The following is an 11,175-nucleotide window of genomic DNA, read 5'->3' as shown; positions in this document are numbered from 1 at the left end:
TGCCGTGCTCGACCGCCACGGCATGGTCGAGCGCCGCAAGCGCAGGCGCAACAGGGCGACGGGGACACCACTTTCAAACGGCTGTCGCCCTAACGATCTTTGGTGTGCCGACTACAAGGGCGAGTTCATGCTCGCCGATCGGCGCTATTGCTATCCGCTGACCATCACCGACTTCGCCAGCCGTTATCTCATCGCCTGCGAGGCGCTCTCGACCACCAAGGAAGCCTATGCCTTCACCGTGTTCGAAAGCGTTTTCAAAGAGTTCGGCCTGCCCAGCGCGATCAGGACCGACAATGGCGTTCCCTTCGCCAGCCCCAACGCGCTGTTCAATCTCAGCAAACTGTCGGTCTGGTGGCTGCGCCTGGGCATCGACATCGAGCGCATCAAGCCGGGCTGTCCGCAGCAGAATGGCCGCCATGAGCGCATGCACCTCACCCTCAAGAAGGAGACCACCAAACCGGCCGGCGCCAATTTCCTTCAACAGCAGGCCAGGTTCGATGACTTCATCGACGAGTTCAACTCACAACGCCCGCACCAGGCGCTCGACATGGACTGCCCGGCCGAGCGCTACACGCCCTCAACGCGTCCCTACACCGGCTTGCCCGATCTCGACCACCCGTTTCACGACAAGGCCGTCACCGTCACCACCTGCGGCCGCATCTGCTATAACCGCAAGAAGATCAACCTCAGCCTTGTCTTTGCCGGCCAGACCGTCGGAATCAAACAGGTCGAGGACCATATCTGGCTGGCTAGCTTCATGGACTATGATTTGGGATATTTCGACGATGAGACATGCAGGCTCGAACCACTCCAAAACCCCTTCGGGCCAAAAGTGTTACCCATGTCTCCGGTATAAACCGTAACCTATGTGTCCGGAACGGACCTAACGGTAATGGTGGGCCCGGAGGGACTCGAACCCCCAACCAAGCGGTTATGAGCCGCCGGCTCTAACCATTGAGCTACAGGCCCCACGCGGGCTGGATTAATGTTTTTCGCATCGCGGCACAAGGCTTTCCCGACGGGCTTCCCCAGATCGCCCAAATCAACCCATAATCGCGCTCTACGCGACGTCTGCGACTTGATCGCAGACCAAGGAGATTTTCATGACCAGACATCTTTTGCCTCTCGCGCTCGCCGCTGCAATCGCTTTTCCGGCGATGGCTGGAGCCACCGATCTGCCGACGCCGCCCCGCATCATCGTGTCGGGCGAAGGCGAAGCAACCGTGGCCCCCGATCTGGCGGTCCTGACGCTGAGCGTCATGCGCGAGGCCAAGACCGCGCGCGCCGCGCTCGACGCCAACAATGACGCCATGGCCGCCGTGATCGCGGCGATGAAGTCCGCCGGCATCAAGGACCGGGACCTGCAGACCGCCGGCATCCAGATCAACCCGCGCTACAACTACACCAACAAGCCGGACGGTAGCCAGGAAGCCGAACTCGTCGCCTATCAGGTGACCAACACGCTTTCGGTGCGGGTGCGCGATGTCGACAAGACCGGCGAGATCCTTGACAAGGCGGTGTCGCTCGGCGTCAACCAGGGTGGCGGCATCGCCTTCACCAATGACAACCCGGCAGCCACGGTCACCGAGGCGCGCAAGAAGGCGGTCGCCAACGCCATGGCCAAGGCCAAGACGCTGGCCGAGGCCGCAGGCGCCAGCCTCGGCCGGGTGCTCGAGATATCAGATCAGAACATTGCGCCGGCGCCGATGCCGATCAACGCCAAGGCCTTCGATGCCGCGGCGGGTGGCGCGGCTCCCGTGCAGGCCGGCGAGAATTCCTACAATGTCCAGGTGACCGTCACCTTCGAACTGAAGTAAGCGGCTCCGAGGATCCGTGGCTGGTCTTGCCCAGCCACGGATGCATCACCAGCCAATAGCGCGCATGAAAAACCCCGCGGGATTGCTCCCGCGGGGTTTTTTCGAGCCACACCCTTCAAACGGAAAAGGGCTCCGCTAGTCCCAGCTGATCTTGCTAAAGATCATGCTGCCAGGCTGACCCTCAAAGAGGGTCGGCCTTAATTGTCGAACCTCAGCGATAGATAACCGGGCAGCCGCGCTCGTTGGCGAACACCACCACGACACGGTCGCCGTCCTGACGGCCCGCCACCTTCACCGTGCGCCGGTTGACGTCGACGATCCGGACCCGGTGGAGGCCCATGCGTTCGGCCTTGTCGAGGGCGCGGTCCGGCGAACAGCCACGGCGCCAGTCGCCGCGGCGTTCATCACGGCGATGGCGATAACCGTCGTCACCGGTATAGACGCCGAAACGCGGGTCGTTGTTGTTGCCGAAGCCGAGATAGAGGCTGTCGGCGTGGGCGGGAACGGCCGCCAGCGTGCCGAGACCGACCAGGGCCGAAAGGGCTGCCGTCTTGATCGTGTTGAACATCGTCTTCTCTCCTTTTTGCGGGCCTTCCCGTCCTCGTGAACCGATGGGGGGAGAATGCGCCTGCCTGTCTGAACTCTTTACGAACCTGCCGTTCATCTCCGGTTCATATGGCGGGAAGAAGGAAGTTCCGGCCATTCGCCACCGTCCCCAGCCTTGGTGAAGGCCGGAATGCCTGACTCGGCGCCCTATTCCGAGCCCGCGGATTGGCCGGAAGTCGTGGAACGTAAGGCTGTTGCTCGCCGCCGCTGGTCCTACGGCTCCTCGTCCAGCACATAGTCAAAATAGTCTTCCGGCTCGGCAAGATCGGTTTCACTCGCCTTGACCCGGCCGCGCATCGAGATGCCGGCTTCATGCACGGTCTCGGCGCTGCCAGACACCAGCCGGTGCCACCAGTAGAGGTCGCGGCCCTCGGCAACCAGCCGATAGGCACAGGTACTGGGCAGCCAACTGATGGTTCGCACATTCTGCGGCGTCAGCCCGACGCAGTCGGGAACGCGCGCCAGCCGGTTGGCGTAGTCCGAACAGCGGCAGGTCTCGGCGTCGAACAGCCGACAGCCGACGCTGGTCCAGTAGATCTCGCCGGTGTCCTCGTCCTCAAGCTTTGACAGGCAGCATTTACCGCAGCCGTCGCACAGCGATTCCCACTCGGCCGGGCTCATCGCCTCCAGCGCCTTGGTTTTCCAGAATGGCGTTTCCATTTCCCGGATGTGGCCCCGGCCGCGGGCAAGGTCAAGCGCGGCAATGGTCGCAATTGCGGCTATCGCCAGGTGAATGACATGAAGTTGCCTTCAAAAGGTCGGTCAATCGCCCCGTACGGCCTCTATCCGTGCCAGACTGGAACCAATCGGCACAAGATCGGTTTCGGCAAGGATGGGACCCCACAAGGAGAATTTCGATGAAACGCCAACCACGGATTCTGGCAGGCACCGCACTTGGCCTGTTGATGGCATCCGCGCCGTTGGGCGCGTTCCCGCTTCAGGGAAGTGTCGCGTCCGGTCTTGCCCAGCGCACGGCGACCCCATTCATCCTGGCGCAAGCAGCATGCGCCGAGGGCGAATCGGCCGAGGCCTGCGCGCAGAAGCAGCAGGCGGAACCCGAACAGAAACACGAGCGCAGGAAGGCCGAGCCTGAACAGCAGGCCGCGCCTGCCCAGAGCGAGCAGCCCGCCGAGGAGCAGCAGCCACGCCGGAAGAAGCGCGACCAGCAGCAGCAGGCCGAGCAGGCGCCCGCCGAACAGGCCGCTCCCGCCGAAGAACAGCAGCCGCGCAGGAAGAAGCGTGACCAGCAGCAGCAGACCGAGCAGGCGCCGGCCGAACAGGCAGCACCCGCAGGGGAACAGCAGCCGCTCAGGAAGAAGCGTGACCAGCAGCAGCAGACTGAGCAGACGCCGGCCGAACAGGTCGCGCCGGCCAACGACAATCAGCCCGGCGAGCAGGCCCAGCCGCGCAAGAAGAACAAGCAGGATCAGCAAGCCCAACCTGAAGTCGCCCCGGCGCCGAAGGAAGCTCCCGCTGGAGAGGCGACGGCCCCTGCCGGCGAGCAGCCGGCGGCCCAAGGCGAGCAGCCCCAGGACACGACGAAGAAGCACGGCAGGAAACCTGCTGGCGAGCAGCCGGCGACGGCCGAACAACCCGCCACCGGCGAACAACCGGCCAATGGTCAGACGGCAGCACCGGCACAGGGAGAAAACCCGGTGCAAGGCGAAGCACCGGCCGATCCAAACGCCGCTCCCATCCTGGACAGCCAGAAGGACGCCGAGCGCAGAGGCGGACGCAAGCAGGGCGACAAGATCGTCCCGCAGGATGGCGAGCAGCAGAATGGCGGGCAAAATACCCAGCAAGGTGGCGATCAGGGCCGCAAGCCGGTGGCTGCTCCCGTCGACCAGGGTCCGCCGCCCACCGACGACAGGGCCGCACAGCAGGAGATCAAGCCCGAGAAGATCGTCCCGGTGACCGAGGAGAAGGGCACGCGCGTAGAGCGTGCGCCCGATGAGATCGCCCGCGATCGTCGGCGTCCGAAAGGCGTCGACGTCGTCAGGAAACTCGGCGATCGCGTCATCCTGCAGTTCAACAACCAGACATTTGTCCAGAGCAATGATGCCCCGCGCGTCACCCGCGGTGCCAAAGAAGTCTACTATGAGGATCTGTCGGGCGATCGCACCCGGGAAATCGTCGAGCGCGACAACGGTGTCCGGATCGTCACCATCCGCAACCGCTATGGCGACGTTATCCAGCGTTCGCGCATTGCGCCGGATGGACGCGAATATGTGCTGAGCTATGTCGACGAGCGGCACTATGAGGATGACAGCGACTGGCGTGATCCCGGCGACGACCTGCCGCCGATGCGGCTGACCATCCCGCGCCGGGAATACATCCTCGATTCCGAGGACGTCGAGAGCCCCGATGACTACTACGAGTTCCTCGAACAGCCCCCGGTCGAGAAGGTCCAGCGCCTCTATTCGATCGACGAGGTCAAGCGTTCGGCCCGCGTGCGCGACATCGCACGTCGCGTCGATCTCGACACGCTCAACTTCGAATTCGGTTCGGCCTCCATCTCCGACACCGAGGTGCAGAAGCTCGAGGGCGTAGCGACGGCCATGGAGAAGCTGTTGAAGAAGAACCCGGCCGAGACCTTCCTGATCGAAGGTCACACCGACGCGGTCGGCACACCGGAGGCTAACCTCGCTCTTTCCGATCGCCGTGCGGAAGCGGTGGCGGAGGCTCTGACCAATGCCTTCGGCATCCCGCCGGAAAACCTGACGACACAGGGCTATGGCGAGGAGTATCTGAAGGTCAACACGGCGGCGCCCAACCGCGAGAACCGCCGCGTCGCCATCCGCCGCATCACCTCGCTGGTGGCACCGGTCGCCAGCAACAATTAGGTCATGATTTCAAAATCATGACCCGGTTTGTGGAATCGGCAAGAGAAGCATCCACCCCCGGCACAGCCGGGGGTGAATGGATGTGCGGGGTTCAACAAGAATTGTACGGGCGTTAGACACGGCTCATTGAATCGCGAGCGCAGCCACCCCAGATTCGGTGCTGGGCGTTCCCTGCCCCGTCCCGACTCCAGCGGGACGCATTGAGCCCCGCCGGACTTTGTTCGGCGGGGTTTTTTGTCTTGCAAACGGTGGCGGCCTCGTCGAATACGGCCATTGTCTGAGAGATAACCAGCCGGAATCATCCCATGAAGCGTCTCGAACTCGCCATCGAATCGATCATTCTCGCTTCACGCTGGCTGCTCGTCGTTTTCTATATAGGCCTGGCCCTGGCATTGGCCGTCTATGCGCTGTCCTTCGGCAAGAAGCTCTATGAGTTCATTAGCCTGGCGTTCACGCTCGGTGACACCGACACCATCCTGAAGATGCTCGGCTTGATCGATGCCGCGCTGGTTGCCTCGCTGGTGGTGATGGTCATCATCTCGGGCTACGAGAATTTCGTCAGCCGCTTCGACGACCAGGACGGCGGTGTGCACTGGCTGGGCACCATCGATGTCGGTTCGCTGAAGGTCAAGGTTGCCTCGACCATCGTCGCCATCTCGTCGATCCACCTCTTGCAGGTGTTCTTGAACTCATCGTCCTACACGACCGACCAGTTGATGTGGCTGACCATCATCCATCTCGCCTTCGTCGTCTCGGCGCTCATGCTCGCCTATATCGACCGGCTGATGGGCCTGAGCAAAGGCAAGAAGGACGAGGCGTGAGCCTGCGCCTGCCGGACGTTGAATCAATCCCGCAGGAACGATGCCCTACCGCCTTGTTCGAGCAGGGCTTTCCCATGACTCTGCTGGTGGCGAAGGGCTTGGCTCGACGCCCGTCGCGTCAAAACGAAGAGCTCTAGTAAATATTCCTGATCTTGCTGTCCGTGCGGGCAAACACCTCGTCGGGAACAAAAAAGTCGCCGGCCAGCGGCCCGGTCGCATCAGGCGCATAGATCGAGAAATCGCTGACGCCCTCGGCGCGCAGCACCTCTTCGTCGATGTAGAAATTGCCGGTCGCTTCGCGCGCCGGCCGCATGAAGATGGCATGCGCAGCATCGGCCATGATGTCGGGCAAACGGCTCATTGCCGCCACCGTCGCGCCGCCCAGCAGATTGCGCACGGCTGCCGTGTCGATGGTCGAAATCGGCCACAGTGAATTGACGGCGATGCCGTCCTTGGCGAACTCGGCGCTCATGCCCAGCGTGCACATCGACATGCCGAACTTGGCCATCGTGTAGGCGACATGATTCTTGAACCACTTGGCCTTCATGTCGAGCGGCGGTGCCAGATTCAGGATGTGAGGATTGCTGGCCAACTTCAGGTGCGGAATGCACATTTTGGACACCAGGAAGGTGCCGCGCGTGTTGATCTGATGCATCAGGTCGTAGCGCTTCATGTCGGTTTCCAGCGTGCCGGTGAGCTGGATGGCGCTGGCATTGTTGACGCAGATATCGATGCCGCCGAACTTTTCCACGGTCCTGGCGACCGCCTCGGCCACCTGTGCCTCTTCACGGATGTCGCACAGCACGGGCAGCGCCTTGCCGCCGGCCTGCTCGATCTCTTCTGCCGCGCTATAGATTGTGCCGGGCAGCTTCGGATGCGGTTCGGCGGTTTTGGCCGCGATCGTCACATTGGCGCCGTCGCGCGCCGCGCGCAGCGCGATCGCCAGCCCGATGCCGCGCGATCCGCCGGAGATGAACAGCGTCTTTCCCTTGAGCGACATTTCCTTGCGCCTCCCTTGCAACACGTCAGACGCCAAGCTTTGCGCGGCGGGCGACCACAGCGCAAGACCCGACACGCCGGACACCGCGTTACGCAGCGTAGGGTTTATGACTATACCAGCACCAGCCCCTGCCGCATCGCAGTGGCAATCGCGTCGGTGCGGTTGGCGGCACCGAGCTTGATCAGGATTGCGGCGACATGGAACTTCGCGGTGTGCACGGAAATGTTCAGCCGCCGCGCGATCACCTTGTTGGGTGCGCCCTCGGCCAGCAGCGCCAGCACTTCCGCCTCGCGCGGCGACAGCGAAGGACGGACGGCATGCTCGTCGGAGGCTTCATCTTCGAACGGCTCGCCATCGCCAGTATGGAAATCCTCATGGCGTCCGGTTCTGCGCTCGCCCGATACCCGATAGCCGGCCGCCGCCAGCCGCGCCGCCGCAGCGATCAACAAATCGTCCGCGCCCGTTTCGAGGACGGCCAACACCTCGCCCGCGGGCCGTTCGCCATTGGCGCCTCCCGATAGCAGAACCCGGGGAATGGCGGCCGGCACGGCACCGCCGCTCATGTCGTCAACGATGGCGACGTCAGCCCTGCCGGCCACCACCGGCAGCAGGTCATCGCTCGCGGCCAGCGAGGCCGCCAGGCGCTCGGCGCGCGACGCATCGCCAAGCGCAATCAGCACCACCAGCCGCCGCGAGACGGCACCGTCATGCATGATCCGGTCGCTGGTGAGCGTGTCCATGGATGCCCTCAGCTCAGCGGCTTTTCGCCGATGGTCAGCCCGACATCGCGCTGTTCGCCGCCGCGCACCACGCCGAGCGTCACCGAAGCGCCCGCACTGTCTGGTCCGAGCCTGCGGATCAGGTCGCGCGGGCCATGCACCGCCTCACCGTTCCACGCCACGATGATATCGCCGAGAGAGAGACCGGCGGCCTTGGCGGGACCATCGTCATCGAGGCTCATCACCATCGCGCCATGCGCGTCGCGGTCGCGTACCGGATGCAGGCCGGCGCCGAGATAACCGCGCGCGACATGGCCCTTTTCGCGCAGCGTCGCAACCGCCCGCTCGATCGTCTCGTAAGGCATGACCAGCGCCCGGTGGCGCGGCCCGAACAGCAGCATGCCGATCAGCGCACCCTTGGCGTCGAGAACCGGGCCGCCCTCGAAACGGCCGCCGGCACCGACGGCCAGATTGATGCGCCGGTCGATGGTGCCGCCGCGCATCGAGCGCCAGGCCGGACCGACTTCGCCGACCGAGCCCGAAACGGCCAGAGCCGACCCGTTGCTATTGCCGATGGCGATGGCAATGTTGCCTGGCCGCACCGCGTCAGCCCTAGCCAACGGCACGGCGTTGATGGCCGTAGCCGGCTTCAGCAGGGCAACGCCAGTCGACGGATCGCGGCCGACCAGTTCTGCCTTCACCGCCTCACCCGAGGCCAGCGTCAGTTCGATCTCCTCGCCGGCCTCGACAGCCTCCTCGGCGGTGACGAAATAACCGTCACGCCAGTGGAAGGCGCTTGCCGTGCGGTGATGATGCGTGGCGAAGCCAGCCGTTGCCGGTGCCGCCTGGGCGGCGAGATCGGCGATGGCTTGCGAAAACGCACTCAGATTGAAATCGCTCATATTGGTCTCCTGGGTTCATCCATGCCCCAGATATCGCTCGACAGCGCGTTCAGAGGTACTCGCCTGACGGCTAGTTGCCGGTTTGACTGGCCATCTGGTCAGGTCGCGGCGGTTCCAGCCGCTCCGCACATATAGTGCGTGTCGCCCAAAAGTGCTCAGCGGTTTTGGGACAACGACGCGCACAGGAAAAAAAATCATCCTTTCGCCCGAAAATACGGAGCCCTTCCATGGCCCTCGCCGCAGCCAAATTCGAACCTGACGATACATTGCTCGACGCATATTCGACGACCGTTGCGGACGCCGTCGACCGCATCGGCCCGGCCGTCTGCCGCATCGAACGCGTCGGCGGCCAGGGCGGCCACGGCTCCGGCTTCGTCATCGCGCCGGACGGACTGGTCGTTACCAATTTCCACGTCGTCGGCGATGCCAGGACAGTGCGCGTCTCGATGCCGGACGGCGCCTCCCGCGAAGGCCGCGTGCTCGGCCGCGATCCCGACACCGACATCGCGCTGGTGCGCGCCGACGGCAGCTTTGCCGATGTCGCACCGCTCGCCGATTCCAAGCGGCTGCGGCGCGGCCAGATCGCCATCGCCATCGGCAATCCGCTCGGCTTTGAATGGACCGTCACCTCCGGCGTCGTCTCGGCGCTCGGCCGCTCCATGCGCGCCTCGACCGGCCGGCTGATTGACGACGTCATCCAGACCGACGCAGCGCTCAACCCCGGCAATTCCGGCGGGCCGCTGGTTTCGTCGGCCGGCGAGGTGATCGGCGTCAACACCGCCATGATCCATGGCGCGCAGGGCATCGCCTTCGCGGTCGCCTCCAACACCGCCAATTTCGTCATTTCGGAGATCATCCGCTTCGGCCGTGTCCGCCGCGCCTTCATCGGCGTCTCGGCCGACACTGCCAGTTTGCCGCGCCGCGCCGCCTTGTTGTCGCAAGTCTCGACCAGCACGGCGGTTCGCCTGCGCAGCGTCGAAAAGGACGGCCCGGCGGCCAAGGCCGGCCTGAAAGAAGGCGACATCATCGCCGCCATCGACGGCCGTCCTGTCACCGGCGTCGACGACCTGGTGCGCATGCTCGACGCCGAACGCATCGGCCGCGAGACGCTGTGCACCGTCGTGCGCCGCACCGGTGTCAGCCAGGTGACGGTGACGCCGGTGGCAAGGGCCAGTTGAGGCGGGCGCTCAGGCTCCCGCCACCCCTTCCGCATACTGCGCCAGAAACGCCTCGCTCGGCGGGATCGGCTTGATTACGTCGATCAGCACGCCATTGGGGTCCTTGGTGATGAAATGGCGCTGGCCGAAGGGCTCGTCGCGCAGCGAGCGCAGGATCGGCAGGCCGGCGGCGACGACGCGCTCATAGACAGCGTCCGGGTCGCGAACCTCGAAATTGATCAGCAGGCCCGAAGCGCGGCCCCGCCCCTCTTCCGGGATGGTCTCATGGTCGCCCTGGACGATGCCGAGATTGACTCTTCTGTCCTCCCCCGATTGCAGATGCACATACCAGTCGCTTTCGAACAGGGGCTGGAAGCGGAAATGCTTCACATAAAAGGCCGCCGTGCCGGCGACGTCGCCGGTCATCAGCACCGGGTAATAGCTCGTGGTCTTCATCTTTCCTTCTCCCGTCAATTAACATACAGTCTGCATGTAAACCGAATTAACATACAGGCTGCATGTATGCAACACGATTTCGCGCGTCGTTCCAACCGCGACCGCACCGAAGCGACGCGCGCCCACCTGATTGCCGCGGCGCGAAAGCTGTTCACGGAGAAATCCTATTTCGAGACCGGCACGCCGGAGATCGTCGCCGCCGCCGGCGTGACGCGCGGCGCGCTCTACCATCATTTTGCTGACAAGCAGGCACTGTTTGCTGCCGTGGTCGAGCAGGAGGCGGCAGCGGTCGCCGAGGAGATCGAGCGCGCCTCGCCGCCATCGCTGTTTGCCCATGACGCGCTGATTGCCGGCTCCGACGCCTATCTCGCCGCCATGCGCGCGCCCGGACGCACGCGGCTGCTGCTGCTCGACGGCCCGGCCGTGCTTGGCCGCGCCGCCATGGACGCGATCGACAATCGCCACGGCAACCGCTCTCTGCGCGAAGGGCTGGTCGCGGCGATGCGGGCGCAGACGATGACGAGATTGCCGGCCGAAGCGCTGACCGCACTGCTCGGCTCCGCCTTCGACCGTGCCGCCCTGGCCATCGAGGCCGGCGCCTCGGCCGAGGACTACCGTGCCGTGCTCATGGCGCTGATCGATGGACTGTCTCGTGCTCCTCATCCGGCACCTCGCCCGGTTCGAACTCGTTGAAGCAGCCGAGCTGGCGCTTGAACTGGTCGATCAGCCAGGCCGCCGCCGGCTTCGGGCTGCGATCGCTGCGATGCATGGCAAACAGCGGCGAGCTCACCTCCCTGAAGGATTCGAGGTCGATCTCGACCAGCCGGCCGCTCGCCAGGTCGTCTGATATCAGC

Annotated in this window: 12 protein-coding genes, 1 tRNA gene and 1 pseudogene; 6 read left to right on the top strand and 8 right to left on the bottom strand. The window is 64.3% G+C overall.

Annotated features, from left to right (window positions below; all coding sequences use genetic code 11):
- Positions 1–856 (top strand): integrase core domain-containing protein (locus EN932_RS17890; RefSeq protein WP_164746422.1); only part of this gene is annotated, 856 nt, incomplete at its 5' end.
- Between the two features lie 37 nt (positions 857–893).
- Here the strand turns inward: EN932_RS17890 and EN932_RS17885 are convergent.
- Positions 894–969: transfer RNA gene (locus tag EN932_RS17885), tRNA-Ile, on the bottom strand.
- Positions 970–1,103: 134 nt separating this feature from the next.
- On the opposite strand from EN932_RS17885, the gene EN932_RS17880 reads away from it, so the two are divergent.
- Positions 1,104–1,817 (top strand): SIMPL domain-containing protein, encoded by a 714-nt coding sequence (locus tag EN932_RS17880; RefSeq protein ID WP_013530175.1) that lies wholly within the window; start codon positions 1,104–1,106, stop codon positions 1,815–1,817.
- A gap of 211 nt (positions 1,818–2,028) precedes the next feature.
- Here EN932_RS17880 and EN932_RS17875 read toward each other — a convergent pair whose 3' ends face one another.
- Both EN932_RS17875 and EN932_RS17870 read right to left on the bottom strand, forming a co-directional pair.
- Positions 2,029–2,385, bottom strand: a complete 357-nt coding sequence (locus EN932_RS17875) for a hypothetical protein (RefSeq protein WP_013530174.1) — start codon at positions 2,383–2,385, stop codon at positions 2,029–2,031.
- Positions 2,386–2,636: 251 nt separating this feature from the next.
- A complete protein-coding gene (locus EN932_RS17870; RefSeq protein WP_013530173.1) occupies positions 2,637–3,083 on the bottom strand; it encodes a YcgN family cysteine cluster protein in 447 nt (148 codons plus the stop codon).
- Positions 3,084–3,280: 197 nt separating this feature from the next.
- Here EN932_RS17870 and EN932_RS17865 point away from each other — a divergent pair, with 197 nt between their 5' ends.
- Positions 3,281–5,266: an OmpA family protein gene (locus EN932_RS17865; protein ID WP_127388636.1), complete on the top strand. Its 1,986-nt coding sequence runs from the start codon at positions 3,281–3,283 to the stop codon at positions 5,264–5,266.
- A gap of 305 nt (positions 5,267–5,571) precedes the next feature.
- Positions 5,572–6,087 carry a TIGR00645 family protein gene (locus EN932_RS17860; protein WP_013530171.1) on the top strand — a complete coding sequence of 172 codons (516 nt, stop codon included), beginning with the start codon at positions 5,572–5,574 and terminating at the stop codon, positions 6,085–6,087.
- Between the two features lie 133 nt (positions 6,088–6,220).
- Here EN932_RS17860 and EN932_RS17855 read toward each other — a convergent pair whose 3' ends face one another.
- The 3 genes from EN932_RS17855 to EN932_RS17845 form a co-directional block, all read right to left on the bottom strand.
- Positions 6,221–7,087, bottom strand: a complete 867-nt coding sequence (locus tag EN932_RS17855; protein ID WP_013530170.1) for an NAD(P)-dependent oxidoreductase — start codon at positions 7,085–7,087, stop codon at positions 6,221–6,223.
- A 110-nt stretch (positions 7,088–7,197) separates the two neighbouring features.
- The gene (locus tag EN932_RS17850; protein WP_127369561.1) at positions 7,198–7,827 is read right to left on the bottom strand and encodes a helix-turn-helix transcriptional regulator; all 630 of its coding nucleotides are present in this window, start codon (positions 7,825–7,827) and stop codon (positions 7,198–7,200) included.
- A gap of 8 nt (positions 7,828–7,835) precedes the next feature.
- A complete protein-coding gene (locus EN932_RS17845; RefSeq protein WP_127369560.1) occupies positions 7,836–8,708 on the bottom strand; it encodes a S1C family serine protease in 873 nt (290 codons plus the stop codon).
- Positions 8,709–8,935: 227 nt separating this feature from the next.
- Between EN932_RS17845 and EN932_RS17840 the strand changes: the two genes are divergently transcribed.
- Entirely contained in the window at positions 8,936–9,886 is a 951-nt protein-coding gene (locus EN932_RS17840; protein WP_013530167.1) for a trypsin-like peptidase domain-containing protein, read from the top strand.
- A 9-nt stretch (positions 9,887–9,895) separates the two neighbouring features.
- Here the strand turns inward: EN932_RS17840 and EN932_RS17835 are convergent, their stop codons facing one another.
- Positions 9,896–10,321 (bottom strand): VOC family protein, encoded by a 426-nt coding sequence (locus EN932_RS17835; protein ID WP_013530166.1) that lies wholly within the window; start codon positions 10,319–10,321, stop codon positions 9,896–9,898.
- A 66-nt stretch (positions 10,322–10,387) separates the two neighbouring features.
- Between EN932_RS17835 and EN932_RS17830 the strand changes: the two genes are divergently transcribed.
- The gene (locus EN932_RS17830) at positions 10,388–11,014 is read left to right on the top strand and encodes a TetR/AcrR family transcriptional regulator (protein ID WP_127370445.1); all 627 of its coding nucleotides are present in this window, start codon (positions 10,388–10,390) and stop codon (positions 11,012–11,014) included.
- On the opposite strand, the pseudogene EN932_RS17825 reads toward EN932_RS17830, so the two are convergent.
- Positions 10,947–11,175: pseudogene (locus tag EN932_RS17825) on the bottom strand (substrate-binding domain-containing protein); the annotation flags it as partial. The gene EN932_RS17830 and the pseudogene EN932_RS17825 sit on opposite strands and share 68 nt — an antisense overlap.

The organism is Mesorhizobium sp. M7A.F.Ca.US.002.01.1.1, from assembly GCF_004022955.1.
GTDB classification, from domain to species: domain Bacteria; phylum Pseudomonadota; class Alphaproteobacteria; order Rhizobiales; family Rhizobiaceae; genus Mesorhizobium; species Mesorhizobium ciceri.
This window is presented reverse-complemented; position numbering and strand designations above follow the sequence as displayed.